This is a genomic window from Streptomyces griseosporeus, assembly GCF_014656055.1.
Classification (GTDB): Bacteria; Actinomycetota; Actinomycetes; order Streptomycetales; family Streptomycetaceae; genus Streptomyces; species Streptomyces griseosporeus.
Genome location: NZ_BNBR01000004.1, coordinates 743,600 through 768,526, shown reverse-complemented (window position 1 = coordinate 768,526; position 24,927 = coordinate 743,600). Strand labels below are relative to the sequence as shown.

At 72.2% G+C, this 24,927-nt stretch carries 26 protein-coding genes; 15 read left to right on the top strand and 11 right to left on the bottom strand.

The window, feature by feature from the left end:
- Positions 1 to 59: 59 nt before the first annotated feature.
- Positions 60 to 497: a DUF3052 domain-containing protein gene (locus tag IE308_RS22425; protein WP_162655500.1), complete on the bottom strand. Its 438-nt coding sequence runs from the start codon at positions 495 to 497 to the stop codon at positions 60 to 62.
- A 349-nt stretch (positions 498 to 846) separates the two neighbouring features.
- On the opposite strand from IE308_RS22425, the gene aceE reads away from it, so the two are divergent.
- Both aceE and IE308_RS22415 read left to right on the top strand, forming a co-directional pair.
- Positions 847 to 3,594: a pyruvate dehydrogenase (acetyl-transferring), homodimeric type gene (gene aceE, locus IE308_RS22420; RefSeq protein ID WP_190219296.1), complete on the top strand. Its 2,748-nt coding sequence runs from the start codon at positions 847 to 849 to the stop codon at positions 3,592 to 3,594.
- Positions 3,595 to 3,681: 87 nt separating this feature from the next.
- Positions 3,682 to 4,455: a potassium channel family protein gene (locus IE308_RS22415; protein WP_190219295.1), complete on the top strand. Its 774-nt coding sequence runs from the start codon at positions 3,682 to 3,684 to the stop codon at positions 4,453 to 4,455.
- A gap of 124 nt (positions 4,456 to 4,579) precedes the next feature.
- On the opposite strand, the gene IE308_RS22410 is transcribed toward IE308_RS22415, so the two are convergent.
- A complete protein-coding gene (locus tag IE308_RS22410; protein ID WP_190219294.1) occupies positions 4,580 to 4,885 on the bottom strand; it encodes a small hydrophobic protein in 306 nt (101 codons plus the stop codon).
- 252 nt (positions 4,886 to 5,137) lie between these two features.
- Positions 5,138 to 6,757, bottom strand: a complete 1,620-nt coding sequence (locus IE308_RS22405; protein ID WP_190219293.1) for an MFS transporter — start codon at positions 6,755 to 6,757, stop codon at positions 5,138 to 5,140.
- A 76-nt stretch (positions 6,758 to 6,833) separates the two neighbouring features.
- On the opposite strand from IE308_RS22405, the gene IE308_RS22400 reads away from it, so the two are divergent.
- The 3 genes from IE308_RS22400 to IE308_RS22390 all read left to right on the top strand — a co-directional run bounded on the left by IE308_RS22400 (position 6,834) and on the right by IE308_RS22390 (position 9,707).
- Positions 6,834 to 7,460, top strand: coding sequence for a TetR family transcriptional regulator (locus tag IE308_RS22400; protein ID WP_190219292.1), 627 nt, complete (start codon positions 6,834 to 6,836; stop codon positions 7,458 to 7,460).
- Positions 7,461 to 7,576: 116 nt separating this feature from the next.
- Positions 7,577 to 8,794 carry an alpha/beta hydrolase gene (locus IE308_RS22395; RefSeq protein WP_190219291.1) on the top strand — a complete coding sequence of 406 codons (1,218 nt, stop codon included), beginning with the start codon at positions 7,577 to 7,579 and terminating at the stop codon, positions 8,792 to 8,794.
- A gap of 58 nt (positions 8,795 to 8,852) precedes the next feature.
- Complete coding sequence (locus IE308_RS22390; protein ID WP_190219400.1) at positions 8,853 to 9,707, top strand: DUF4429 domain-containing protein; 855 nt, start codon at positions 8,853 to 8,855, stop codon at positions 9,705 to 9,707.
- Positions 9,708 to 9,742: 35 nt separating this feature from the next.
- On the opposite strand, the gene IE308_RS22385 is transcribed toward IE308_RS22390, so the two are convergent.
- On the bottom strand, positions 9,743 to 10,756 hold the full coding sequence (locus tag IE308_RS22385; RefSeq protein ID WP_190219290.1) for an aldo/keto reductase: 1,014 nt from the start codon (positions 10,754 to 10,756) through the stop codon (positions 9,743 to 9,745).
- Positions 10,753 to 11,247 carry a MerR family transcriptional regulator gene (locus IE308_RS22380; RefSeq protein ID WP_190219289.1) on the bottom strand — a complete coding sequence of 165 codons (495 nt, stop codon included), beginning with the start codon at positions 11,245 to 11,247 and terminating at the stop codon, positions 10,753 to 10,755. Before IE308_RS22380 ends, IE308_RS22385 begins: the two co-directional genes overlap by 4 nt.
- A gap of 96 nt (positions 11,248 to 11,343) precedes the next feature.
- On the opposite strand from IE308_RS22380, the gene IE308_RS22375 reads away from it, so the two are divergent.
- On the top strand, positions 11,344 to 11,811 hold the full coding sequence (locus IE308_RS22375; RefSeq protein WP_190219288.1) for a GNAT family N-acetyltransferase: 468 nt from the start codon (positions 11,344 to 11,346) through the stop codon (positions 11,809 to 11,811).
- A gap of 18 nt (positions 11,812 to 11,829) precedes the next feature.
- On the top strand, positions 11,830 to 12,651 hold the full coding sequence (locus IE308_RS22370) for a serine hydrolase domain-containing protein (protein ID WP_190219287.1): 822 nt from the start codon (positions 11,830 to 11,832) through the stop codon (positions 12,649 to 12,651).
- On the opposite strand, the gene IE308_RS22365 is transcribed toward IE308_RS22370, so the two are convergent.
- A complete protein-coding gene (locus IE308_RS22365; protein WP_162655713.1) occupies positions 12,645 to 13,304 on the bottom strand; it encodes a pirin family protein in 660 nt (219 codons plus the stop codon). The genes IE308_RS22370 and IE308_RS22365 overlap by 7 nt on opposite strands.
- A gap of 107 nt (positions 13,305 to 13,411) precedes the next feature.
- On the opposite strand from IE308_RS22365, the gene fasR reads away from it, so the two are divergent.
- From fasR to fabF, 5 genes are all read left to right on the top strand, one after another.
- Positions 13,412 to 14,617 carry a fatty acid biosynthesis transcriptional regulator FasR gene (fasR, locus tag IE308_RS22360; RefSeq protein ID WP_110627954.1) on the top strand — a complete coding sequence of 402 codons (1,206 nt, stop codon included), beginning with the start codon at positions 13,412 to 13,414 and terminating at the stop codon, positions 14,615 to 14,617.
- 88 nt (positions 14,618 to 14,705) lie between these two features.
- A complete protein-coding gene (locus IE308_RS22355; protein WP_110627955.1) occupies positions 14,706 to 15,617 on the top strand; it encodes an ACP S-malonyltransferase in 912 nt (303 codons plus the stop codon).
- A 24-nt stretch (positions 15,618 to 15,641) separates the two neighbouring features.
- On the top strand, positions 15,642 to 16,643 hold the full coding sequence (locus tag IE308_RS22350; protein ID WP_190219286.1) for a ketoacyl-ACP synthase III: 1,002 nt from the start codon (positions 15,642 to 15,644) through the stop codon (positions 16,641 to 16,643).
- A 79-nt stretch (positions 16,644 to 16,722) separates the two neighbouring features.
- Positions 16,723 to 16,971, top strand: coding sequence for an acyl carrier protein (locus IE308_RS22345; RefSeq protein WP_004931691.1), 249 nt, complete (start codon positions 16,723 to 16,725; stop codon positions 16,969 to 16,971).
- A gap of 80 nt (positions 16,972 to 17,051) precedes the next feature.
- A complete protein-coding gene (gene fabF / locus IE308_RS22340; RefSeq protein WP_110627957.1) occupies positions 17,052 to 18,317 on the top strand; it encodes a beta-ketoacyl-ACP synthase II in 1,266 nt (421 codons plus the stop codon).
- 73 nt (positions 18,318 to 18,390) lie between these two features.
- Here the strand turns inward: fabF and IE308_RS22335 are convergent, their stop codons facing one another.
- The gene (locus tag IE308_RS22335; protein WP_110627958.1) at positions 18,391 to 18,885 is read right to left on the bottom strand and encodes a DUF3145 domain-containing protein; all 495 of its coding nucleotides are present in this window, start codon (positions 18,883 to 18,885) and stop codon (positions 18,391 to 18,393) included.
- Positions 18,886 to 19,141: 256 nt separating this feature from the next.
- Between IE308_RS22335 and IE308_RS22330 the strand changes: the two genes are divergently transcribed.
- A complete protein-coding gene (locus IE308_RS22330; RefSeq protein WP_110627959.1) occupies positions 19,142 to 20,047 on the top strand; it encodes an SGNH/GDSL hydrolase family protein in 906 nt (301 codons plus the stop codon).
- Between the two features lie 10 nt (positions 20,048 to 20,057).
- Positions 20,058 to 21,029 carry an aldose epimerase family protein gene (locus IE308_RS22325; protein ID WP_190219285.1) on the top strand — a complete coding sequence of 324 codons (972 nt, stop codon included), beginning with the start codon at positions 20,058 to 20,060 and terminating at the stop codon, positions 21,027 to 21,029.
- Positions 21,030 to 21,048: 19 nt separating this feature from the next.
- On the opposite strand, the gene IE308_RS22320 is transcribed toward IE308_RS22325, so the two are convergent.
- The 4 genes from IE308_RS22320 to IE308_RS22305 all read right to left on the bottom strand — a co-directional run bounded on the left by IE308_RS22320 (position 21,049) and on the right by IE308_RS22305 (position 23,743).
- On the bottom strand, positions 21,049 to 21,942 hold the full coding sequence (locus tag IE308_RS22320; RefSeq protein ID WP_190219284.1) for a hypothetical protein: 894 nt from the start codon (positions 21,940 to 21,942) through the stop codon (positions 21,049 to 21,051).
- A 234-nt stretch (positions 21,943 to 22,176) separates the two neighbouring features.
- Positions 22,177 to 22,515 (bottom strand): YrdB family protein, encoded by a 339-nt coding sequence (locus IE308_RS22315; RefSeq protein WP_190219283.1) that lies wholly within the window; start codon positions 22,513 to 22,515, stop codon positions 22,177 to 22,179.
- 11 nt (positions 22,516 to 22,526) lie between these two features.
- Complete coding sequence (locus IE308_RS22310) at positions 22,527 to 22,913, bottom strand: RidA family protein (RefSeq protein WP_110627962.1); 387 nt, start codon at positions 22,911 to 22,913, stop codon at positions 22,527 to 22,529.
- Positions 22,910 to 23,743, bottom strand: a complete 834-nt coding sequence (locus IE308_RS22305; RefSeq protein WP_190219282.1) for an NAD(P)-dependent oxidoreductase — start codon at positions 23,741 to 23,743, stop codon at positions 22,910 to 22,912. Before IE308_RS22305 ends, IE308_RS22310 begins: the two co-directional genes overlap by 4 nt.
- Positions 23,744 to 23,885: 142 nt before the next feature.
- Between IE308_RS22305 and IE308_RS22300 the strand changes: the two genes are divergently transcribed.
- Positions 23,886 to 24,785, top strand: coding sequence for a LysR family transcriptional regulator (locus IE308_RS22300; RefSeq protein WP_373314567.1), 900 nt, complete (start codon positions 23,886 to 23,888; stop codon positions 24,783 to 24,785).
- Positions 24,786 to 24,927 lie beyond the last annotated feature (142 nt).

Below are 24,927 nucleotides of genomic sequence, written 5' to 3'. Positions count from 1 at the left end.
GGCCCGTCCGCAGGGGGTGCGGGGGCGGTGCCCCGTGGTGACGTCCCGCTAGCGGGGTGTCACCGCTTGGCCTTGGCGGCCTTCGGCGTCGCCAGGCGGCTGCCGCTCCAGTCCTTGCCGACGCTGACGCTCTTGGAGGCCGTCAGGCCCGCCGTCGTCGCGGCTTCCGAGATGTCGCTCGGCTCCACGTACCCCGCACGGCCGGTCTTCGGCGTGAGGAGCAGGATCGCGCCGCCCTCTTCGATGTACGTGGTGGCATCCACCAGCGCATCCGTCAGGTCGCCGTCGTCGTCACGGAACCACAGCACAACGGCGTCGGCCACGTCGTCGTAGTCCTCGTCCATGAGGTCGCCCTCGATGGCTTCCTCGATGGCCTCGCGGAGCTCCTGATCGACGTCGTCGTCGTAGCCGATCTCCTGGACCACCTGCCCGGGCTGGAACCCCAGCCTGGCGGCAGGGTTCGTCCGCTCCTCCGCGTGGTCCGCGGTCGCGCTCACGGGTTGCCTCCTGATCATGTCTTTGGGAATAACTCAGCCACGCGCGTGCGCGAAGCATTGGGCGTAGTCCACACGGGCGGGGCGGATCGCGCAAGTACCCGGCGGTTCAGACCGCCGAAACGGTGACGATCCCGGCCGTGTCGCCGCAACTCCAGCAACGCCGCCCCGGGACAAAGTGACATACACCACACCTTTCTGCCCCGTTTGCGGGATAGGGAACCTTCCGTGGATACCTGGCGGTAGAGATGACGTTTGCCGCCCCGAGGTACACGATGGGGAACAGCGGCCAACCGCTCCGCAACCATGACACCCGCCTTGCACACCCGCCCTCCGACAGGTAAGGACCAGCGTGGCTTCCGGATCAGATCGCACCCCGATCATCATTGGCGGCCTTCCGAGTCAGGTTCCTGACTTCGACCCCGAGGAAACCCAGGAGTGGCTCGACTCGCTCGACGCCGCGATCGACGAGCGCGGCCGGGAGCGGGCGCGCTACCTGATGCTCCGGCTGATCGAACGCGCCCGTGCGAAGCGCGTGGCCGTGCCGGAGATGCGCAGCACGGACTACGTCAACACGATCGCCACCAAGGACGAGCCGTTCTTCCCGGGCAACGAGGAGATCGAGCGCAGGATCCTCAACGCGACCCGCTGGAACGCCGCGGTGATGGTCTCCCGCGCCCAGCGCCCGGGCATCGGCGTCGGCGGTCACATCGCCACCTTCGCCTCCTCCGCCTCCCTGTACGACGTGGGCTTCAACCACTTCTTCCGCGGCAAGGACGAGGGCGACGGCGGCGACCAGGTCTTCTTCCAGGGGCACGCCTCCCCGGGCATCTACGCGCGCGCGTACCTGCTCGACCGGCTCAGCGAGCAGCACCTGGACGGCTTCCGGCAGGAGAAGTCGAAGGCGCCGTACGCGCTGTCGTCGTACCCGCACCCCCGGTCGATGCCGGACTTCTGGGAGTTCCCGACGGTGTCGATGGGGCTCGGCCCGATCGGTGCGATCTACCAGGCGCGGATGAACCGGTACATGCACGCGCGCGGTATCGCGGACACCTCGCGCTCCCAGGTCTGGGCGTTCCTCGGCGACGGTGAGATGGACGAGCCGGAGTCGCTGGGCCAGCTGTCCATCGCGGCCCGCGAGGGCCTGGACAACCTGACCTTCGTCGTCAACTGCAACCTGCAGCGCCTGGACGGTCCGGTGCGCGGCAACGGGAAGATCATCCAGGAGCTGGAGTCGGTCTTCCGCGGCGCCGGCTGGAACGTGATCAAGCTGATCTGGGACCGCACCTGGGACCCGCTGCTCGCCCAGGACCGCGACGGGATCCTGGTCAACAAGATGAACACGACGCCGGACGGCCAGTTCCAGACGTACGCCACCGAGTCCGGCGCGTACATCCGCGAGCACTTCTTCGGCGGCGACCACCGGCTGCGCGCGATGGTCGAGGGCATGACCGACGACCAGATCCTCCACCTCGGCCGGGGCGGTCACGACCACCGCAAGATCTACGCGGCGTTCAAGGCGGCGGTCGAGCACAAGGGCCAGCCGACGGTCATCCTGGCCAAGACGATCAAGGGCTGGACGCTGGGCCCGAACTTCGAGGGCCGCAACGCCACGCACCAGATGAAGAAGCTGACGGTCGACGACCTGAAGCACTTCCGCGACCGGCTGCACCTGCCGATCTCGGACAAGGAGCTGGAGAGCGGCCTGCCGCCGTACTACCACCCGGGCCGGGACTCGGAGGAGATCCAGTACATGCACGACCGCCGCCTCGGCCTCGGCGGTTACGTGCCCACCCGTGTGGTCCGCTCCAAGCCGCTCCCGCTGCCCGACGACAAGACGTACGCGACGGTGAAGAAGGGCTCGGGCCAGCAGTCCATCGCCACGACCATGGCCTTCGTGCGCCTGCTCAAGGACCTGATGCGGGACAAGGAACTGGGCCACCGCTTCGTGCTGATCGCGCCGGACGAGTACCGCACGTTCGGCATGGACTCCTTCTTCCCGAGTGCGAAGATCTACAACCCGCTGGGCCAGCAGTACGAGGCGGTCGACCGCGACCTGCTCCTCGCCTACAAGGAGTCGCCGACGGGCCAGATGCTGCACGACGGCATCTCGGAGGCGGGCTGCACGGCGTCCCTGATCGCGGCGGGCTCGGCCTACGCGACGCACGGCGAGCCGCTGATCCCGGTCTACGTCTTCTACTCGATGTTCGGTTTCCAGCGGACCGGCGACCAGTTCTGGCAGATGGCCGACCAGCTGGCGCGCGGTTTCGTCCTGGGCGCGACCGCTGGCCGCACGACCCTGACCGGCGAGGGCCTGCAGCACGCCGACGGCCACTCCCAGCTGCTGGCCTCGACCAACCCGGGGTGCGTGGCCTACGACCCGGCGTACGGGTACGAGATCGCGCACATCGTCCAGGACGGCCTGCGCCGGATGTACGGCAGCTCGCCCGAGCATCCGCACGGCGAGGACGTCTTCTACTACCTCACGGTCTACAACGAGCCGATCCAGCACCCGGCCGAACCGGAGAACGTGGACGCCGAGGGCATCGTGAAGGGCATCCACCGCCTCTCCGAGGGCACGGCGGGCGAGATCCCGGCCCAGATCATGGCCTCGGGCGTGGCGGTCCCCTGGGCCGTGGAGGCGCAGCGGATCCTCGCCGAGGACTGGAACGTCCGGGCCGCCGTCTGGTCGGCGACGTCCTGGAACGAGCTGCGCCGTGACGCCGTCGAGGTGGAGCGGCACAACCTCCTGCACCCGGAGGAGGAGCAGCGCGTGCCGTACGTGACGCAGAAGCTGTCGGGCGCGCAGGGACCGTTCGTGGCGGTGTCCGACTGGATGCGGTCGGTGCCGGACCAGATCGCGCGCTGGGTGCCGGGGACGTACCAGTCGCTGGGCGCGGACGGCTTCGGCTTCGCCGACACGCGGGGTGCGGCGCGCCGCTTCTTCCACATCGACGCGCAGTCGATCGTGGTGGCGGTGCTCACCGAGCTGGCCCGCGAGGGCAAGGTGGACCGCTCGGTGCTGAAGCAGGCGATCGACCGCTACCAGCTGCTGGACGTGACGGCGGCGGACCCGGGCGCGGCGGGGGGCGACGCGTAGCGCCGCGCGCGGCCTGAGCCGCAGTGCGCCGGGGTGAGGGCGGTGGTCTCGGACCCACCGCCCTTACCCCTTCTTTACGCTTTGGGCATGGGTAAGGGCATGGAGCTTTCCGCGCAGGCCAGGTGGGAGTTGCGCACCCAGCGGCCGCTGCTGGTGCTGGCCGTGCTGTTCGCCGTGGCGTACGCCGTACCGATCGTGAACAGCACGGCGTCGCGGCGGGTGACGCTCGCCTGCACGGTGGTGGAGTGGGTGGTGTGGGGGGCGTTCGCCGTGGACTACATCGTCCGGCTGACGCTGGCGCGCCGCCGCTGGGAGTTCGTCCGCACTCACTGGCTGGACCTGCCGGCGGTCGTCCTGCCCCTGCTCCAGCCGCTGCGGCTGCTGCGGCTGGTGGCGACGCTGATGCTGGTGGGCCGGCGGGCCCGGATGGCGTCGCAGATCCGCCTGACGACGTACGTCGCCGGCGCGGTCGTCGGTTTGCTGATGTTCGGCTCGCTCGCGGTGCTGTCGGTGGAGCGGGACTCGCCGAACGGGAACATCCGGACGCTGGGTGACGCCGTGTGGTGGTCCTTCACGACGATGACCACGGTCGGCTACGGGGACCACGCGCCGACGACCGGGCTGGGGCGGATGCTCGCGGTGGGGCTGATGCTGGCGGGGATCGCGCTGCTGGGTGTCGTCACGGCGAACATCGCGGCGTGGTTCATCGCGCGGTTCGAGAAGGACGACGTGGAGGAACGGCGCCAGACGGAGGCGATCGCCGCGCTGACGGAGGAAGTACGGGCGCTGCGGGCGGAGGTGGCGGCCCTGTCCCGCACGATGCCGGTGCCGACGGCGGCGGTGGAGGACGGGCCTCACTGAACACAGGCAGCCACTGAACACAGGCAGCCGATGAACACAGGCGCCGCACTGCACACAGGCAGCAGGGGCGCGGGGAACTGCGCGACCAGCTCCCGCGCGCCCGCAGAGGCGCCGCGCGCCCGGGTCAGAGCAACCCGTTGCCCGGCGTCGCCGCCCCTGCCAGCCAGATGACCGCCAGGAGCGTGTCGATGCCCCCCAGGACCAGCGCGACCACGGCCTGCCAGGGCCGTGAACCCGACCAGGTGCGGTTCATCGCGAGCCAGCCGCAGACCATCGCCGCGGGCCCGAGGATGATCCCCAGCGCGAAGAAGCCGGCGACGGCGCAGATGACACCGACGATGCCGAGCGTCGCGCGATCCGGCCCGGTCCGTGACCACGTCCGGCCACGTGAGCGGGGGTTCCTGCGCGTGCCGTGTCCAAAGCTCGCCATCGTCAACTCCCTGAATCCCGGGGTCGATTCAAGGAGTCGGGTACCCGGCTCACGCGAGGTATGCCACGGACCTCGGCGCGCTGTCCCCCTCCGGCAGCGCGCCGCAGCCCGGGCCGTCCTCCCCGCCGTACGGAATGTGCCCGAGGAACATTCCGTACCGGAGGACTTGACCCACTGTGACGTGCCCGCCCCACCGAAGGGGAGGAATCTTGAGCGTTCTCACCCTGATAGGGGAATTGCCTTGACGGCGCGTCAGATGTGCGCCGCTCCCGCGCCCGCCTCCGCGTTCTCCCCACGCTTCGTCAGGAAGGCGACCAGCACCGCCACCACGGCGACCCCCGCCGCGACGAGCGACGCGAGGCTCATGCCGGAAATGAACGTGTCGTGCGCGACGCCCGCGATCTTCGCCGCGACCTCGGCCGGTGTCCCCGGCGCGACCGGTGGCACGCCGACCTGGACCGCCTCGGAGGCCTTGTCGAGCTGGTCCGGGGTGAGCGCCGGCAGGCCTGCGTCCTTCCAGTTGCCGGGCAGGTCGCTGTCGACCTTGGAGGCCATCACGGCGCCCAGCACGGCCGTACCGAGGCTGCCGCCGATCTGCATCGCGGCCTGCTGGAGGCCGCCGGCCACACCGGACAGCTCCATGGGCGCGTTGCCGACGATGACCTCGGTCGCGCCGACCATGACGGGCGCGAGCCCGAGGCCGAGGAGCGCGAACCACAGCGACATGACACCGCTGCCGGTGTCCGTGTCGAGGGTGGACATGCCGTACATGGCGATCGCGGTGGCGGCCATGCCGCCCGCCAACGGCACCCGCGGGCCGAGCTTGGTGATCATCGCGCCCGCGAGCGGCGAGCCGACGATCATCATGCCGGTGAGCGGGAGCAGGTGCAGGCCGGCGTCGATGGGACCCATGCCGTGCACGTTCTGCAGGTAGAAGGTGACGAAGAACAGGCCGCCCATGAAGGCGATCGCCATGAGCACCATCAGCACGACACCGGCGGACAACGGCACCGAGCGGAACAGGCCGAGCGGGATCAGCGGTTCCTTGACCCGCGTCTCCCAGAACGCGAAGAGGGCGAAGCCGACCACGGACGCCACGACGAACAGCCAGGTGCGGCCCGCGCCCCAGCCCCAGTCGGGGGCCTTGATGAGCGCCCAGACCAGGCAGAACATCGCGGCGGAGAGCAGCGCGATGCCGAGCAGGTCGAAGGAGCGCGGCGCGTTCTCGGCCCGGTGGTCCAGCAGGATCCACACGCCGAGGACGAGGGCGAGGACGCCGACGGGCACGTTGATGAAGAACACCGACTGCCAGCTGACGCGCTCGACGAGCACACCGCCGAGGATCGGGCCGCCCGCGGTGGAGGCGCCGATGACCATGCCCCAGATGCCGATGGCCATGTTGAGCTTGTCGGCCGGGAAGGTGGCCCGCAGCAGGCCGAGCGCGGCCGGCATGAGCAGCGCGCCGAACAGGCCCTGGAAGACGCGGAAGGTGACGACCAGGGCGATGCTGTCGGACAGGCCGATCGCGCCGGAGGAGGCGGCGAAGCCGACGACGCCGATCAGGAAGGTCTGGCGGTGGCCGAAGCGGTCGCCGAGCTTGCCCGCGGTGATCAGGGAGACGGCGAGGGCGAGGAAGTAGCCGTTGGTGATCCACTGGACCTGCGCGAAGGTGGCGCCGAGGTCCTTCTGGATGGCCGGGTTGGCGATCGCCACGATGGTGCCGTCGAGGGCCACCATCATGACGCCGACGGCCACGGTTATCAGGGTGAACCAGGGATGCCCGCGCAGCCCGGCGGCCTGCGGCGGAGCCGACGGGGCTGATGACGCCTTGTCCCCCGGCCCCGTGGTGTCGACGGTGGTCTGACTAGTCATGTGTTCGAGGCTAGTGACAGCCACTGACAATTGACAAACAGATTCACAAGTCAGTAACTGACGCATACTGACGCATATGGAAACACTGCGTGAACGCAAGAAGCAGCGCACCCGGGACGCGCTGCTGCGCGCGGCCCTGGAGCTGTTCACCACCCGCGGGTACGAGGCGACGACCGTGGACGACATCGCGGCGGCCGTCGACGTCTCGCAGCGCACGTTCTTCCGCTACTTCGCGAGCAAGGAGGAGGCCGCGTTCGCCGTCCAGGAGATGACGGAGGCGCACTTCGTGGAGGCGGTGCGGGCGCGCCCGCCGCACGAGGCGCCGATGCAGGCGCTGCGGCAGGCGGTGATCGAGGGCTGGGACGGGCTGAGCGAGGCGGTCTCGGCGGTCGTGCCGGTGGAGCTGTACCTGCGCATGTACCGGCTGATCGAGTCGACGCCGGTGCTGCTCGCCGCGCATCTGCGGCGGTCGATGGAGGTGGAGGAGCGCATCGCGCGGATCCTCGCCGAGCGCGAGGGCGTGGACGTGCGCACCGACCCGCGGCCCCGGCTGGTGGTGGCCGTGTTCGCGGGCGTGATCCGGGTGACGGAACGGCAGTGGAGCACGGGTGAGGACATGGGCGTGGCGGCGATCCGCGAGCTGACCGCCCGGTACCTCGATCAGGTGGGACCGGCCCTTGCGGAGGACTGGCGGACCCGCTGAGATCATCGCCGTACCGCCCCCGCACGAACCTCCGCGGGGACTCTTCCCTGATCGAAACGTGATCCCCGTCACTCGGTTAACGCGAGACCCTCTCGTTCTCCTAGTGTGTCCTTCCAGTGACTTCCTTCGACACCTCCCCGAGTCTCAACGTCTGGCGCGCACTGCTGGCGCTGGCCGTGGTGTTCGTGATGCTGGCGACCACCGGGTGGACGGCGCTGCGCCACCACCGCGAGACCCCCGCGCTGAAGGCCTCGCTCACCGCGTGGGAGCACGGCAGCGTCCACGGGCGGCCACTGCCGGACCCGCAGGAGGCCCCCGGCCGCCTGGCCAGGTTCTTCGCCTCGCTCACCGCCGAGGAGCGCGCCGGACTCGCCCGCCGCTTTCCGCTCGCGGTCGGCAACATGAACGGCGCCCCGGTCGAGCTGCGCTACCGCGCCAACCGGGTCGCGCTCGGGCGGGCCCGGGACGTGGAGCGGGCGCGGACGCACGACGCCCGGCTCTCCCCGGCCGGGCAGCGCGAGGCGGGCCGCCGTATGCACCGCTACGAGTCGATGATGTCCGCCGGCCGCCAGATCCTCGCCTTCGATCCGGAGGGCTCGGGCCGGGCCGCGGAGGTCTTCGGCGACCTGGGCGCGGCGGAGCGGGTCTCGGTGATCGTCCCCGGTGTCGACACCGATCTGCTGACCTTCCAGCGCACCACCCGCCGGTACGCGGCCCCGGTGGGCATGGCCCAGTCGCTGTACGCGGCCGAGCGGGCGGCGAGCCCGGCGACGCGTACGGCGGTGATCGCCTGGGCCGACTACACCTCCCCCGCCGGGCTCGGCATCGACTCGGCGACCGCGATGCGCGCGGAGGACGGCGCCGTACGGCTGAACGCCCTGCTGCGGGCGCTGCCGGGCCGGGCGCCGGTGTCGATGTTCTGCCACAGCTACGGCTCGGTGGTGTGCGGGGTCGCGGCCCGAGGCATGCCCGGCCGGGTCGTCGACATAGCCGTGGCGGCGAGCCCCGGCATGCGGGTCGCCCGGGCCGCCCGGCTGGGCACCACCGCGCGGGTGTGGGCGATGCGGGACGCCACCGACTGGGTGCAGGACGTGCCGTATCTGGAGCTGGGCGGGCTGGGGCACGGCGAGGACCCGGTGTCGGCGGCGTTCGGCGCCCGGGTGCTATCGGCGCGGGACGCCCGGGGTCACGCGGGCTACTTCGAACCGGGCACGGACAGTCTGCGCAACCTCGCGGAGATCGGGGTCGGCGCATACGACGCGGTGGAGTGCGCCCACAACGATGACAGGTGCCGGGCCGGTCTGCCCGGCAGCTCGATGGCCGAACGCGCGTAGAGACAGCAGGAACTGCGGTCTGCGCAGGGTGGCGACGGAGGAGCACGTGCCGCATACGATGAGCCGCATGGGTGACGTACTGGCCGGATTTCATGCCGCCTGGGAGTTCGAGTCCGACTCCGTGCTCATCCGCTACGAACGGGGGATTCGAACACCTAAGCTCTTCCAGGCCCTCGGTGAGCGGCGGGTGCCGCTCACCGCGTTCGAGGCGGTGACCCTCACTCCGGGCAAGCGCGGCACCGTCGTGCTGCACGCCCGTCCGCGGCCCGGCGCCGATCCGCTGATGGAGGCGGCCGACGGGCAGCTGAAGGAGACCTGCGATCCGTACCGGCTGGTGCTGCCCGCCGAGCGGGAGACCCTCGCCGAGTACTACGCCGACGAGCTGCGCGCCCGGCTGAGCGAGCCCGGGCCGGCGGAGCGGTTCCTGGTGGACGCGCCTGAGGTGCCGCTGTCGTTCAAGGCGTACGACGGGAAGGCGTCCTTCGACGGGACGACCGTCCGCTTCCGCTGGTTCTGGACGGGCGCGTCGTCGGCCAAGTGGAAGGCCGGGGACCAGAGTTTCGCCGTCACCGAGCTGAGCGGTGTGGAGTGGCGCTCCCCGGAGGTCTTCGAGGGGCATCTGCGGCTGCTGCGCGGGGAGGCGGCGCCGCAGCAGCCCGACCAGGACCCGTCGACCGTGGTGTTCGGGCTGGGCTACGGGCCGGTCCACCAGTCGCTGCCGTTCGCCGCGGCGGTGCTGGCCGCGGTGCGCTCGCGCGGGGCGGCGGCGGTGGTCCCGGCGGTGGCCGTGGCGCGCCGGGACCCCGCGGACATCGCCGAGCGGATCCGGCATCTCGGGGAACTGCACCAGGCGGGGCTGGTCACCGACGAGGAGTTCTCCGTGAAGAAGGCGGAGCTGCTGGCGGAGCTGTGAGGGGCGATCCCGCCCCTCACGTGGGACGGGCCCCGCTACTCGCGCCCGGCGGACGTGAACGCCATGTCGGCGTACCGGCCGCCCGCCACCTGCTCGGCGATCGGGTCGAGCAGGCCCAGCTCCTCCTCCGTCAGCCTGATCGTCGCCGCCGTCACGTTCTCCTCCACCCGGCCCGGCCTGCGGGTGCCCGGGATCGGGATCACCGGCAGGCCGTGCACCTCGGCCCGCTGCTGGACCCAGGCGAGGGCGATCTGCGCCAGGGAGGCGCCGTGGGCGGCGGCGACGGCGCGGACGGGCTCCAGCAGGGCGGCGTTGGCGGCCGCGTTCTCGCCGGTGAAGCGGGGCTGCTGGCGGCGGAAGTCGCCCTCGGTCAGCTCCTCGGCGCGGGCGAAGGAGCCGGTGAGGAAGCCCCGGCCGAGCGGGGAGTAAGGGACGAGGGCGACGCCCAGCTCGGCGGCGGCCGGCACGACCTTCGCCTCGATGTCCCGGCTGAACAGCGACCACTCCGACTGCACGGCGGCGATCGGGTGCACGGCGTGCGCGGCGCGCAGCTCTGCGGCGGTGACCTCGCTGAGGCCGAGGTGCTTGACCTTGCCCTCGCGGACCAGCTCGGCCATGACGCCGACGGTCTCCTCGATCGGCACGTTCACATCGCGCCGGTGCATGTAGTAGAGGTCGATCACGTCGACCTCCAGGCGCTTCAGGCTGGCCTCGACGGCCTGGCGGATGTAGGGCGGGTCGTTGCGGATGACGCGCTCGGTGGGCCGGTCCGGCGGGATCGACAGGGCGAACTTGGTGGCGATGACCAGCTCGTCGCGGTGCGCGGCGAGGAACGGGGCCAGGAAGCGCTCGTTGTCGCCGGCCCCGTAGGCGTCGGCGGTGTCGTAGAGGGTGACGCCCAGTTCGAGGGCGCGCTCCAGGGTGGCCCTGGACTCCCGTGCGTCGGAGGGGCCGTAGCCGAAGCTCATGCCCATGCAGCCGAGTCCCTGGACACCGACCTCGGGGCCGTGGGAGCCGAGCCGGGCGGTGGGGAGGGGGGCGTGCGTCATCGTGTCCTCTCGGTACCGCGGGCGTGCTGGGCGTCCGCGTAGAAGCTGATCTTGCGGTCGAGGACCGCGAGCGTGTCGTGGAGTTCGGCGATCCGGGCCAGGACGTCCCGCCGGGTCGCCTCCAGCAGCTCGTGGCGCTCCTGGTAGGTGGTGTCGCCCTCGCGCACCAGCTGGGCGTAGCGCACCATGTCGGCGACCGGCATGCCGGTGAGGCGCAGTTTGCCGACGAGGTCGAGCCAGTCGAGGTCGCGGTTGGCGTAGCGGCGCTGGCCGGTGTGCGAGCGGTCGATGTGGTCCATCAGGCCGATCCGCTCGTACCAGCGCAGGGTGTGGGCGGTCAGGCCGGTGAAGGCGACGACCTCGCTGATGGTGTAGCGGTCCTGGCCATCGGGCCGGGGGTGGCGCGGCGGCGGGGCGGCGCAGATGTCGGTTCGGGTGGCTGTCTCCTCGGCCTGCGTGAGGCCCGTGGCCGTGGTCTGCATCACCGTCATGTCCCCCACGCTATGACCTTGGAGTGCACTCCAAGCAAGCGGATCGGGTGAGAATTCGGCAGACTCACACCCCCACATGTAAGTACCGTAGGCGGCATGAGCCTAGTACGTCGTGCTGTGCCGGAGGACGCCGCGGAAGTGCTCCGTCTGCGTCAGGTGATGATCGAGGCGGTCCGCTCGGAGGGGCCCGCCGACTGGCACGCCGCCTCGCTGCCGGTGCTGCGGGCGCGGCTGGCGGACCCGGAGGGCGACTTCGCGGCGTTCGTCGTGGACCACCCCGAGCGGCCGGGGGCGCTGGCCGCGCTGGTGGCGGGGACGCTGGAGTACCGCATCGGACGGGCGGGCCACCCCACGGGCACGGCCGGTTTCGTCTTCAGCGTGGCGACCGACCCGGACGCGCGGCGCCGCGGCTACGCGCGCGCGTGCATGCGCGAACTGCTGGACTGGTTCCGCGCCCGCGGCGCCGGCTACGTGCAGCTGACCACGTCGGCCGAGGCGGAGCCGCTGTACGCGTCGCTGGGCTTCGGGCGCAAACCCGACCCCTTGATGGAACTGAGCCTGTGAGCGCTTAGGCTCGACGGCATGTCGCTGAACAGCCTCGCGTCGATCGAGAACTGGCCGGTCCCCTCCGCCGCGGCGGGTGTCGTACGGGCCGACGGCAGTGTGCTCGGGGTGCACGGTCCCGTCGGCCGGCGCTTCCCGCTGGCCTCGGTCACCAAGCCGCTCGCGGCCTACGCCGTGCTCGTCGCGTACGAGGAGGGCGCGGTCGAGCTGGACGAGCCGGCCGGCCCGCCCGGCGCCACGGTCCGCCATCTCCTCGCCCACACCTCCGGCCTCGCCTTCGACGAGCACCGGGTGATGTCGGCGCCCGGCGAGCGGCGGCTGTACTCCAACGCCGGTTTCGAGCAGCTCGGCGACCACGTGGCCAAGGCGACGGACATCCCGTTCGCCGAGTACCTGCGGCAGGCGGTGCTGGAGCCGCTCGGCATGGCGGACACCACCCTGGACGGCTCGCCCGCCAAGGACGGCGTGTCGACGGTCGAGGACCTGCTGCGGTTCGCGGCGGAGGTGCAGGCGCCGCGCCTGCTGGACCCGCGCACGGTCGCCGAGGCGATGACGGTCCAGTACCCGGGCACCAAGGGCGTGCTGCCGGGCTACGGCCACCAGAACCCCAACGACTGGGGCCTCGGCTTCGAGATCCGCGACGGCAAGTCCCCGCACTGGACGGGCGCGTCGTCCTCCCCGCGCACCTTCGGGCACTTCGGCCAGTCCGGTACGTTCCTGTGGATCGACCCGGACGCGGGCGCGGCCTGCGTGGCCCTGACGGACCGGGCGTTCGGCCCGTGGGCGATCGAGGCCTGGCCGGCGTTCACGGAGGCGGTGCTGGCGGAGATCCGTCAGTAGTCCGCCATCTCCCACACCAGTGCCTCGGCGGCGGTCTCGGCCGCCAGTTCGAGCCCTTCGGCGCCGGTGACCCGCGCGGCGTCCCCGGCGCCCAGCACCTCGCCGCCCACCAGGACCCGGCCGCGCACCACATGGACGTACACCCGGGCCGCGTCGGGTACGGCGGTCCGCTCGCCCGCGCCGAGGCGGCGGACGTGGAGCAGCGCGCCGGCCTCCGGGACGGCGTAGGGGGTGGAGTCGGCGATGCCGTGGACGACCTCGTGGAAGGGGTCGCCGCCCGGGGTCAGCGGGGCCAGCCACATCTGCACGAAGGTCAGGGGCCGGTCGCCGTCGTTGCGCTCCACGTGCCGCACGCCCGCCGCCGAGCTGAGCCGCTGCAGGTCCCCGGCGCGCACCAGGCTCTCCCGCCCCGTCGAGTCACGGTGGGTCAGCTCGCCCTCCACCACCCAGGTGACGATCTCGGTGTGGCTGTGCGGGTGCTCGTCGAACCCGGCACCGGGGGCCAGCCGTTCCTCGTTGCAGGCGATGAGCGCGCCGAAGCGGAGATTGTCCGGGTCGTAGTGCGGCCCGAAGGAAAAGGCGTGCCGGGACTCGATCCCGGCGGCCGGATCGCCCCCCGGATACCGCTCACCGGCTCGCTGCACGTCCACCATCACGGGCCCCACGGTAGCCGGGCCGGGCCGTGGATCGTGGCGCCCCGCGGGCGGGCGACCGCCACCCGGCCATACACGCCCCCGTCCCGATAAGGCACCCTTGTCCCGTGCCCGAACCCGAAACTCGCCACCCCGGCGCCGCCGCGCATGTCGTCCACCCGCACTCCGCGACCCTGAAGCGGCTGGAGAAGTCCTCCGGGTCCCTCGCCGCGCAGGCCATCGCGCGGATGGACGAGACGCTGCCGTGGTACCGGGCCATGCCACCGGAGAACCGTTCCTGGATCGGGCTGGTCGCGCAGGCCGGCATCGCCGCGTTCACCGAGTGGTTCCGGCACCCGGACGCCCCGCAGGCGATCTCCACGGACGTCTTCGGCACGGCGCCGCGCGAGCTGACCCGGGCGATCACCCTGCGGCAGACCGTGGAGATGGTGCGCACCACGATCGAGGTGATGGAGTCGGCCATCGACGAGGTGGCCGCGCCGGGCGACGAGAGCGTGCTGCGCGAGGCGCTGCTGGTGTACGCCCGGGAGATCGCCTTCGCCACCGCGCAGGTGTACGCCCAGGCCGCCGAGGCACGCGGTGCCTGGGACGCGCGTCTTGAGTCGCTGGTCGTCAACGCCGTGCTGAGCGGGGAGGCCGACGAGGGCGCAGTCAGCCGGGCCGCGGCGCTCGGCTGGAACGCGCCGGAGCATGTGTGCGTGGTGCTGGGCACGGCCCCCGACGGGGACAGCGAGCTGACCGTCGAGGCGATCCGCCGTGCCGCCCGGCACGCCAAGCTCCAGGTGCTGACCGGGGTCCTCGGCAGCCGTCTGGTGGTGATCGCGGGCGGCAGCGACAATCCGCTCGCCGTGGCGAAGTCGCTGATCGGGCCGTTCGCGGCGGGACCGGTGGTGGCGGGTCCGGTCGTACCGGACCTGCAGGCCGCGACCCGGTCCGCGCAGGCCGCGGCGGCGGGCCTGAAGGCGTGTTCGGCCTGGCAGGACGCGCCGCGGCCGGTTCTCGCGGACGATCTGCTGCCGGAGCGCGCGATCGCCGGTGATCCGACCGCGCGCGAACAGCTGGTGGAGGAGATCTACAGACCGCTGGAGGAGGCGGGCTCGGCGCTGCTGGAGACGCTGAGCGTCTACCTGGAGCAGGCGAGCAGCCTGGAGGGGGCGGCGCGGATGCTGTTCGTCCACCCCAATACCGTGCGCTACCGGCTCCGACGTGTGACAGATGTCACCGGCTGGTCGCCTTCTGATGTACGCTCCGCGTTCACGTTGCGCATCGCGCTGATCCTGGGGCGTCTGGTGGACGGGGATCCCCAGACCTAGTCTTTGTCGGGGGTCCACAAAACCCCTTCGTGTTCTTCGTCCTTGTCCCCACGGGCGGCCGTGCCCGTCTGCAAGAGAGAGTGTGAGAGTGTTCGTACTCGTCGCTCCCGGCCAGGGCGCTCAGACGCCCGGCTTCCTGACTCCCTGGCTCGACCTGCCCGGCGCCGCCGACCGCGTCGCCGCGTGGTCGGACGCCATCGGACTGGACCTCGCCCACTACGGCACGAAGGCCGACGCGGACGAGATCCGGGACACCGCGGTGGCCCAGCCGCTGCTGGTGGCCGCCGGGCTGCTGTCCGCCGCCGCGCTCGGCGAGGTGGCACCCGGTGCCGTCGCCGGGCACAGCGTCGGTGAGATCACCGCGGCCGCGTTCGCGGGCGTCCTCGACGACACCGCCGCGCTGACCCTCGTCCGCAAGCGCGGCCTGGCGATGGCGGAGGCCGCCGCGATCACCCCGACCGGCATGTCGGCGCTGCTCGGCGGCGACCCGGAGACCACGCTGCCGCACCTGGAGAAGCTCGGCCTGACCGCGGCCAACGTCAACGGCGCCGGTCAGATCGTGGCCGCGGGCACCCTGGAGCAGCTCGCCGCGCTGGAGACGGACAAGCCCGAGGGCGTCCGCCGCGTCGTGGCACTGAAGGTCGCCGGCGCCTTCCACACGCACCACATGGCCCCCGCGGTCGACAAGCTGGCGGAGGCCGCGCAGGCCCTGACGCCGGCCGACCCGAAGGTCACGTACGTCTCGAACAAGGACGGCCGGACCGTCGCGACCGGCGACGAGGTCGTCTCGCGCCTGGTCGGCCAGGTCGCCAACCCGGTCCGCTGGGACCTGTGCATGGAGACCTTCCAGGAGCTGGGCGTCACCGCCCTCATCGAGGTGTGCCCGGGCGGCACCCTCACCGGGATCGCCAAGCGCGCCCTGCCGGGCGTGGCGACGCTGGCCCTGAAGACCCCCGACGACCTCGACGCGGCCCGCGACCTCATCGCAGAGCACGCCTGAGACGCCCAAGGAGCCGATTCGAACATGGCGAAGATCAAGGCCGGCAAGGGCGCCCCGTACGCGCGCATCCTCGGTGTCGGCGGCTACCGCCCGACCCGGGTCGTGCCCAACGAGGTGATCCTGGAGAAGATCGACTCGTCCGACGAGTGGATCCGTTCGCGCTCGGGCATCCAGACCCGGCACTGGGCGAACGACGAGGAGACCGTCGCCGCGATGTCGATCGAGGCGTCCGGCAAGGCGATCGCCGACGCCGGGATCTCCGCCGAGCAGGTCGGCGCGGTGATCGTCTCGACGGTCACGCACTTCAAGCAGACCCCCGCCGTGGCGACGGAGATCGCCGACAAGCTGGGCACGGACAAGGCCGCGGCCTTCGACATCTCGGCGGGCTGCGCCGGCTTCGGCTACGGCCTCACCCTCGCCAAGGGCATGATCGTCGAGGGTTCGGCGGAGTACGTGCTGGTCATCGGCGTGGAGCGGCTGAGCGACCTGACCGACCTGGAGGACCGCGCGACGGCCTTCCTGTTCGGTGACGGCGCCGGCGCGGTCGTCGTCGGCCCCTCGCAGGAGCCGGCGATCGGCCCGACCGTGTGGGGCTCCGAGGGCGACAAGTCGGAGACCATCAAGCAGACCGTGCCGTGGACCGACTACCGCGAGGGCGTGGTCGAGCGGTTCCCGGCGATCACCCAGGAGGGCCAGGCGGTCTTCCGCTGGGCCGTGTTCGAGATGGCGAAGGTCGCCCAGCAGGCGCTGGACGCGGCCGGGATCACCTCGGACGAGCTGGACGTTTTCATTCCGCACCAGGCCAACGAGCGGATCATCGACTCGCTGGCGAAGACGCTCAAGCTGCCGGAGTCGGTCACGGTCGCCCGTGACATCCGCACCACCGGCAACACCTCGGCCGCCTCGATCCCGCTCGCGATGGAGCGGCTCCTGGCGACCGGAGAGGCGAAGAGCGGCGACACCGCACTCGTCATCGGATTCGGGGCGGGTCTCGTGTACGCCGCGACGGTCGTTACTCTCCCCTAGGCACTCCGTGCCGGATCACACGGTCCGGACACGGTGGGTACCGCTACACCCTCAGGAATATCAACGAAGGAGCGCCAACATGGCCGCCACTCAGGAAGAGATCGTCGCCGGTCTCGCCGAGATCGTGAACGAGATCGCCGGGATCCCGGTTGAGGACGTCCAGCTGGACAAGTCCTTCACCGACGACCTGGACGTCGACTCGCTGTCCATGGTCGAGGTCGTCGTCGCCGCCGAAGAGCGCTTCGACGTCAAGATCCCGGACGACGACGTCAAGAACCTCAAGACCGTCGGCGACGCGACCGACTACATCCTCAAGCACCAGGCCTGAGTCACGGGCCGGGTAGCCCCGGCCCCGCCACCCGGCGGTGGCGCCGCTCGATCCTCTGATCCGTTGGAGAAAGATTTCCCGTGAGCCCGACCAATCGCACCGTGGTCGTCACCGGTATCGGCGCAACCACACCGCTGGGTGGCGACGCAGCCTCTACCTGGGAGGGTCTGATCGCCGGTCGTTCCGGCGTCAGCCCGCTGGAGCAGGAATGGGCGGCGGAACTGCCGGTCCGTATCGCCGCGCAGATCGCCGTCGACCCGGGTGAGGTCATCCCTCGCCCGCAGGCGCGCAAGCTGGACCGCTCGGCGCAGTTCGCGCTGATCGCGGCCCAGGAGGCGTGGAAGGACGCCGGGTTCACCGGCCGGGCCGGCGAGGACGCCTCGGTCGACCCGCACCGGCTGGGCGCGGTCGTCGCCTCCGGCATCGGCGGCGTGACCACGCTGCTGGACCAGTACGACATCCTGCGCGAGAAGGGTGTGCGGCGGGTCTCCCCGCACACCGTGCCGATGCTGATGCCCAACTCGCCGGCCGCCAACGTCGGCATCGAGCTGGGTGCGCAGGCCGGTGTGCACACCCCCGTCTCGGCGTGCGCGTCCGGCGCCGAGGCCATCGGCTACGCCATCGAGATGATCCGCACCGGCCGCGCCGACGTCGTCGTCGCCGGCGGTACGGAGGCGGCGATCCACCCGCTGCCCATCGCCGCGTTCGGCAACATGATGGCGATGTCGAAGAACAACGACGACCCGCAGGGCGCCTCGCGCCCCTTCGACGTCGACCGCAACGGCTTCGTCCTCGGTGAGGGCGCCGGAGTGATCGTGCTGGAGTCGGAGGAGCACGCCAGGGCGCGCGGGGCCCGGATCTACGTGGAGGCGGTCGGCCAGGGCATCTCCGCCGACGCGCACCACATCACGCAGCCGGAGCCGTCGGGCACCGGTATCGCGGCCGCGCTGCAGCACCTGATGGAGAACACCGACCTGGACCCGGCGGAGATCGTGCACGTCAACGCGCACGCGACGTCGACGCCGCAGGGCGACATCGGTGAGATCAAGGCGCTGCGGAAGGCCTTCGGCTCGGATGTCGACCACATGGCGATCTCGGCGACCAAGTCGATGACCGGTCACCTGCTGGGCGGCGCGGGCGGCATCGAGTCGGTGGCGTCGGTGCTGGCCCTGTACCACCGGCTGGCTCCGCCGACCATCAATGTGGTCACCCTCGACCCCGAGGTCGACGCGGACATCGTGCGCGACGAGGCGCGGAAACTGCCCGTCGACGGCCGCATCGCGGCCCTGAACGACTCGTTCGGGTTCGGTGGGCACAACGTGGTGCTGGCGTTCCGCACGATCTGAGCGACCTTCGTACGTGCGTGAAGGGGCCCCACCTTTCGAGGTGGGGCCCCTTCCGTACTCCGGCGACGGTGTGTCAGACCACCTGGTGCAGCCAGCGGACCGGGGCGCCCTCGCCCGCGTAGCGGAAGGGCTCCAGTTCGTCGTCCCAGGGCTTGCCGAGCAGCTTGGACAGCTCGGCCTCCAGGTCGGTCTCGCCGCGCTGGCTGCGCAGCAGGGCGGCGCGCAGGCGGTCCTCGGGGATGAGGATGTCGCCGTGGATGCCGGTGACGGCGTGGAAGATGCCGAGGTCGGGGGTGCAGGAGTAGCGCTCGCCCTCGGCGGTGGCGCAGGGCTCGGCGGTGACCTCGAAGCGCAGCAGGTGCCAGCCGCGCAGCGCGGAGGCGAGTTTGGAGGCGGTGCCGGCCTCGCCCTGCCAGGAGAACTCCGAGCGCCAGGTGCCGGGCGCGGCGGGCTGCCGGATCCAGTCGAGGTTGACGCGCGTGCCGAGCACCCCGGCGACGGCCCACTCGACGTGCGGGCACAGCGCGCGCGGCGCGGAGTGCACGTACAGAACTCCACGTGTCGTCACCGGGACCTCCGGGCAGGCGGGTCGTCTTGCAGGCTGGCACAGCGGCGGCGGCAGGGCTGCCACGTTGATGGCGAGGCTACCGTGCGGCGGCGCGAGGAGTGTGACGTACCGTCGGTCCCGGTGCCCCGAAACCTCCGCCATTCACCCAGGGGGACGCTTGTGGGGGTGTGAGCCGTTGCACGGCACGACCGGGGAACCCTCGCGCGTTGTCATGGAGGGGAGCGTTCTGTCGTCGGGGCCGAGGGGGTCAGCAGGGATGCGGAAACCAAGCCGCCGGGCGCGGGCGGGGCTGGCCGTCGTGGTGGCCGTGGTGCTGGGGGCCGCGGGGTGCGACGCGGCCGGTGACCACTCCCCCGGGTCCTCCGGCGGGCCGGACCGGGCGTCGCGTCCTTCGGCGAGTCCGACGCCGTCGTGGAACCGCAGCCCGGACTCGATCGCGGCCGTCGGGGACTCGATCACGCGCGGTTTCGACGCCTGCTCGGTGCTGTCGGACTGCCCGGAGGTGTCCTGGGCGACGGGCACCAGCACGGCCGTCGACTCCCTCGCGGTGCGTCTGCTGGGTCAGGCGCGGGCGGCCACGCACAGCTGGAACTACGCGGTGACGGGTGCCCGGATGGCCGACCTGGCGGGCCAGATGGCGCGGGCGGCGGCGCGCAGGCCGCAGTTGGTGACGGTGATGGCGGGCGCCAACGACGCCTGCCGGGACGCCACCTCGCAGATGACGCCGGTGGCGGACTTCCGCGCCCAGTTCGAGCGGGCGCTGCGCACACTGCGCGCCGGCGCGCCGAGGACGCAGGTGTACGTGGCGAGCGTGCCGAACCTGAAGCGTCTGTGGTCACAGGGCCGTACCAACCCGCTGGGCAAGCAGATCTGGAAGCTGGGCATCTGCCCGTCCATGCTGGGCGACGCGGACGCGCTGGACGCGGCGGCGAACCTGCGCCGGGACACGGTGCAGCAGCGGGTGGAGGCCTACAACGGGGTGCTGGAGGAGGTGTGCGCCAAGGACCGGTACTGCCGCTTCGACGGCGGCGCGGTGTACGCCTACCGGTTCGGCACCGACCAGTTGAGCCACTGGGACTGGTTCCACCCGAGCACCGACGGGCAGGCCCGACTGGCGGAGATCGCGTACCGCACCGTCACCGCGGAGGCTCCCGTGTCCTAATGTCTGCTCCATGAGCGAACTTTTCGGCACACTTTCCGATCGCACTCCGGTCCACCGGTGGACGCTGGAGCGCGCGGGCGTGCGCGTGCGGGTGCTGTCGTACGGCGGGACCGTGCAGTCGGTGGAGGCCCCGGACCGGGAGGGCGTGACCGGGCACGTCGTGCTGGGGTTCCCGGACCTGGACGGCTACCTCGCCCATCCGGAGCCGTATCTCGGCGCGCTGGTCGGGCGGTACGCCAACCGGATCGCGGGCGCCCGCTTCACCCTGGACGGGCGGACGTACGCGCTCGCGCCGAACGAGGGGCCCAACCTGCTGCACGGCGGCGCGCGCGGCTTCGACAAGCGCGTGTGGGACGTCGAACCGGTCGAGCACGGGGTGCGCCTCAGCCGTGTCTCCCCGCACGGCGAGGAGGGCTTCCCGGGCCGTCTGGAGGTCACGGCGACGTACACCCTGGACGCCTCCGGCGCGCTGCACCTGGCCTACGAGGCCGTCACGGACGCGCCGACCCCGGTGAACCTCACCAACCACAGCTACTTCAACCTGTCGGGCGGCGGTCACGCGGGCGGGCACGAGCTGCGGCTGGCCGCCTCCCGCTACACCCCCGTCGACGCCGCCGCCATCCCCACGGGCGAGCTGGCGGACGTCACCGGCACCCGCTTCGACTTCCGTACGCCCCGCAAGACGGGCTCCGGCTACGACCACAACTTCGTCCTGGACAAGGGCGTCACCGACCGGCCGGTGGAGGTGGCGGAGCTGTTCGACCCGGCGTCCGGGCGTGTGCTGACCGTGGCGACGACCGAGCCGGGCCTGCAGCTGTACACCGCCGACCACCTGGGCGAGCCGTTCGCCCCGAACGAGGGCGTCGCACTGGAGACCCAGCACTTCCCCGACTCCCCGAACCGGCCGGAGTTCCCCGGCACGGTGCTGCGGCCGGGCGAGGTGTACCGCTCGGAGACGGTGTACGGCTTCGGCGCGCGCTAGCCGGTGGGCGTGCCGCCGGTCAGCCCTGCTCGCCCCGCATGCGCTTGGCGGCCCTGCCCAGCAGGGCCATGGCGCCCAGGCAGACGGCGGTGACGGCGCCGCCGACGGCCAGGCCGGCCGGGTCGGCGCCCTTGACCCCGTTGATGAGCATGGTCGCGCCGAGCACCATGAGGATGGAGTACAGGCTGCGGCCCACCTTGGCTCCGGCCGGGATGACCTGCAGGAGCTGCGGGATCGTGCTTGCGGCGGCCAGGCCCATGCCGAGCGGGATCGACGCGCCGAGCACGAGGGCGCCGAAGCCGAAGGAGTTGCCGTACGCGCCCCAGCCGGCGCCCTTCACCAGCAGCCAGACCGCGGCGCCGAGGGAGAGCAGCGCCAGGACGCCGTTGACGTAGGCGGCGAGGGTGGCGGCCTGGCGGGCGCCGGGCAGATGGGCGGCCGGGGAGCGCCAGGCGTCCGGGGTGATGACCCGCAGCTGCTGCCGGAGGGTGCGCATCCGCGTCATGGCGAGGGTGCCGAGGGCCATCAGGAGCAGCCCGACGCCCGCGCCGGCGAAACCGGCCGGCTTCTCGGTGATGCCGTAGTGCGCGCCGCCGAAGGTGAGCGGGACGCCGAGGACGAGGCCGATCGCGAACATCTTCGACTGCTGCTGGATCCTGACGACCAGCTCGCGCTGCCCGGCGTTGAGCGTCGGGTCGATCTGCATCCGCCCTTCGCCGAGGCTCATCTGCGGGGCCTGGGGCTGCGGGGCGTACGGCTGCTGCCCGTACGGCTGTTGCGGCGGGTAGGGCTGGTACGGCTGCTGTCCGTAGGGCTGCGGCTGCGGCGGGTACGGCTGGTACGGCTGCTGTCCGTACCCGTACGGCTGCTGCTGCGGCTGCTGATACGGCCCTTGCTGTCCCTGCGGATACATGTCCTGTCCCCCGTCACCGGCTGCGCGTCGGCCCGGGAGTCTGCCACATGCGCCGCGGACGTCACGAGCCCCGGCCCGGGGTCAGGTCCCGGGCCGGGGCTGTCTTGGGGGGAAGTCGTCCCGGTCAGACGTTAACGGCTGCGGTGAGCCTGCGGTCGGTGAGAGAGCGGCCCACCTGGATCTCGTACGAACCCTTCACAAAGGTCCACGCGTCCGCCGTACCGAGGCCTCGGGTCACTGCCCCCAGCGCACGGCGAGCGTCTTGCTCGCGACGCACAGCAGCGCGAAGGCGACCGCCCAGCCGGTGGCCCCGGCGGCGAGCAGCGCGGCCACCCCGGCGCCGAACCAGAGCAGCTCGAAGCCGACGCGGGCCGACCCGTGCGTGCGGTAGCGCGCCTTGGGCGAGCCGAACAGTCCCCACAGCACGACCAGCACGGCGGGCGCGGCGAGGCCGAGGAGCCAGGCGAGCGCGGCCGGCACGTCGAGGGTGACGCCCCAGTAGGCGGCGGCCCCGACGGCACCGAGCTCGATGAGGAGGAGTATCCCCAGATTGGCTGCCTTGGCTGTCTTCATGCGCGGCAGTATCACCCGGCGGGCAGCGCGGCCACCACTTCGACCTCGATCTGCGCCTCGGGCCGGAACAGCCGCGGCACCTCGAATGTCATGCTGGTCGGCGGGGTGCCGGTGAGGAACTCGCGGCGTACGGCGCCGTATTCGCCGAGCCGGGAGATGTCCGTGAGGTACGTGCGGATGTTGACGACGTCGGCGAGGCTGCCGCCGTGCGCGCGGAGCAGCGCGTCGAGGGTCTCGAAGACGCCGCGGCTCTGCTCGGCGAGCGTGGCGCCCTCGGCGATCTGCCCGGAAACGAACAACAGGGCGCTGCCGTCGGCCTGTTCGACCCGGGCGACCTGGGAGTAGTAGGGGCTGAGCGGCTGGGGCGCGGAGGCTGGGTTGTCGAGGGTGACCTTCATGCGGCGCTCCTGCTCGGGCTGTCGGGGGTACGGATGCGGGCGGCGGCCTGGGCGATGTCCGCGCGGGCCAGGGCCGGGTCCTGGGCGGCGTGCCGCAGGTGCGCCAACACCGCTTCGACCACGGGGAGTTCGGTGACCTCGACCGCGATGCCCAGGTCCTTCGCGGCGAGCGCGGTCTCGAAGTGGACGCCCTCGGCGAAGGCGCGGGCGGTGGCGCCGCCGAGCGGGCTGCCGGCGAGGGCGGTGCGGGCGGTGCCGGCGACCACGCCGAGGGCGTCGGCCAGCCGCAGCGCCTCCGCGACGACGGCGACCCCGCCGAGGACGGCCGTGTTGAGGACGAGCTTGAGGGCGGCGCCCGAGCCGGGCGGCCCGGTGCGGGTGACCGTGCCGAGGTGCCGCAGGACGTGCTCGACGGGGCCCGCGTCCCCGCCCGCGAGGATGCCGAGGGTGCCGTCGGCGGCCCGGTCGGTGCTGCCCATGACCGGCGCGTCGACCAGCATCACCCCGTCCGGCAGCCGCGCGGCGAGCGCGCGCACCGCGTCGGGCCCGACGGTGGACATCTCCACCCACCGCACACCGGGCGGCAGTTCGGGTGCGACGGCGTCGGCGACCGCGCCGAGCGCCGCCGGGTCGGCGAGCATCGTGATCACCACGTCGGCGCCGCGCACCGCCTCGGCCGGCGACCCGGCGGCCACGGCACCCTCGGCGACGAGCGGTCCGGCCTTGGCGGCGGTGCGGTTCCAGACGGTCAGCGGATGGCCGGCGGCGAGCAGCCGGCGGGCCATGGGCGCGCCCATGTGACCGAGCCCGAGGAAGGCGATCTTCTCCATGTCCTCGACGCTAGGCCCGGGCTTGCGATGCGACAAGCGAATGTCCAGCATGGCAGCCATGCACGATCAGCATGCCTCCCGGCAGTCGTCCCCGCAGCCCTCCCCGCAGCCCTCTCCGCCTCCCCCGGGCGGCGGACCCGACCTGTCCACGGCCTGGCTGAGGGTCTTTCTGGAGGTGGCCCGGCACGGCTCGTTCACGGTGGCCGCCCGCTCGCTGGGCTGGACCCAGTCGGCGGTGTCCCGGCAGATCTCCTCCCTCGAAGCGGCCCTGGGCGGCGGCCCCCTCTTCGACCGGCTGCCCCGGGGCGTACGGCTCACCGAGGCCGGCCGTGTCCTCGTCCCGCACGCAGAGGCCGTCACCGGCGCGCTGCACACCGCCGCCCGCGAGCTGGCCGACCTGCGCGACGCGGCCGGCGGACGGCTCCGCTTCGGCGCGTTCGCCACCGCCGACGCCTCCCTGGTCCCGCACGCGCTGGCCGCCTTCCGCGCCCGGCACCCCCGTGTCCGCGTCTCCCGCGAGGAAGGCCTGTCCCCCGCCCTGCTGGACCGGCTGACCGCGGGCCACCTGGACCTGGCGGTCGTCTCCACGACCGGCCGTGCCCCGCTGGACGGCCACGCCCTGCACCACCTCCTCGACGAGTCCCTGTACGTCGCCGTCCCCGCCGATCACCCCCTCGCCGGTACGACGACCCCCGTGCCGCTGTCCCGGCTCGCCGACGCCGACTGGATCTCCGGCGGTCCGCGCCCCGAGGGCACCCTGCTGGACGCGGCGCTGCGGGCCGGGTTCCGCCCGCGCATCGCGCACGTCGTCGCCGAGTGGACCGCCAAGCAGGGCTATGTCGCCGCCGGGCTCGGCGTGACGCTGGTGCCGGCGCTGGCCGCCGCGTCGGTCCGCCCGGACGTGGCGCTGGTGCGGGTGCGGGACGAGGGCGCGCCGGCCCGGGCGGTGTACGCGGCGACGGCCCGGGGCCGGTCGCTGACGGCGGCGGCGCGGGCGTTCGTCGAGGCGCTGCGGGAGGCGGCGGCGCGGATCCCGGCCTGAACCCGCCTGCGCCTGACCCGCCTGCCCCTGGGCCGCGTCTCCTGAACCCGCCCGCGCCTGACCCGCCTGCCCCTAAGCAGCGTCTCCCGAACCCGCCCGCCCCCGGGGCCGCTTGGGCGACGTGAGGCCCCATGGCGCACGT

Bases quoted from the DNA above. Each gene is read 5' to 3' on its own strand.
- IE308_RS22415 (WP_190219295.1), top strand. From the start codon at position 3,682: ATGGGTAAGGGCATGGAGCTTTCCGCGCAGGCCAGGTGGGAGTTGCGC.
- IE308_RS22410 (WP_190219294.1), bottom strand. From the start codon at position 4,885: ATGGCGAGCTTTGGACACGGCACGCGCAGGAACCCCCGCTCACGTGGC.
- IE308_RS22405 (WP_190219293.1), bottom strand. From the start codon at position 6,757: ATGACTAGTCAGACCACCGTCGACACCACGGGGCCGGGGGACAAGGCG.
- IE308_RS22400 (WP_190219292.1), top strand. From the start codon at position 6,834: ATGGAAACACTGCGTGAACGCAAGAAGCAGCGCACCCGGGACGCGCTG.
- IE308_RS22390 (WP_190219400.1), top strand. From the start codon at position 8,853: ATGAGCCGCATGGGTGACGTACTGGCCGGATTTCATGCCGCCTGGGAG.
- IE308_RS22385 (WP_190219290.1), bottom strand. From the start codon at position 10,756: ATGACGCACGCCCCCCTCCCCACCGCCCGGCTCGGCTCCCACGGCCCC.
- IE308_RS22380 (WP_190219289.1), bottom strand. From the start codon at position 11,247: ATGACGGTGATGCAGACCACGGCCACGGGCCTCACGCAGGCCGAGGAG.
- IE308_RS22375 (WP_190219288.1), top strand. From the start codon at position 11,344: ATGAGCCTAGTACGTCGTGCTGTGCCGGAGGACGCCGCGGAAGTGCTC.
- IE308_RS22370 (WP_190219287.1), top strand. From the start codon at position 11,830: ATGTCGCTGAACAGCCTCGCGTCGATCGAGAACTGGCCGGTCCCCTCC.
- IE308_RS22365 (WP_162655713.1), bottom strand. From the start codon at position 13,304: ATGGTGGACGTGCAGCGAGCCGGTGAGCGGTATCCGGGGGGCGATCCG.
- IE308_RS22350 (WP_190219286.1), top strand. From the start codon at position 15,642: ATGGCGAAGATCAAGGCCGGCAAGGGCGCCCCGTACGCGCGCATCCTC.
- IE308_RS22345 (WP_004931691.1), top strand. From the start codon at position 16,723: ATGGCCGCCACTCAGGAAGAGATCGTCGCCGGTCTCGCCGAGATCGTG.
- IE308_RS22330 (WP_110627959.1), top strand. From the start codon at position 19,142: ATGCGGAAACCAAGCCGCCGGGCGCGGGCGGGGCTGGCCGTCGTGGTG.
- IE308_RS22325 (WP_190219285.1), top strand. From the start codon at position 20,058: ATGAGCGAACTTTTCGGCACACTTTCCGATCGCACTCCGGTCCACCGG.
- IE308_RS22320 (WP_190219284.1), bottom strand. From the start codon at position 21,942: ATGTATCCGCAGGGACAGCAAGGGCCGTATCAGCAGCCGCAGCAGCAG.
- IE308_RS22315 (WP_190219283.1), bottom strand. From the start codon at position 22,515: ATGAAGACAGCCAAGGCAGCCAATCTGGGGATACTCCTCCTCATCGAG.
- IE308_RS22310 (WP_110627962.1), bottom strand. From the start codon at position 22,913: ATGAAGGTCACCCTCGACAACCCAGCCTCCGCGCCCCAGCCGCTCAGC.
- IE308_RS22305 (WP_190219282.1), bottom strand. From the start codon at position 23,743: ATGGAGAAGATCGCCTTCCTCGGGCTCGGTCACATGGGCGCGCCCATG.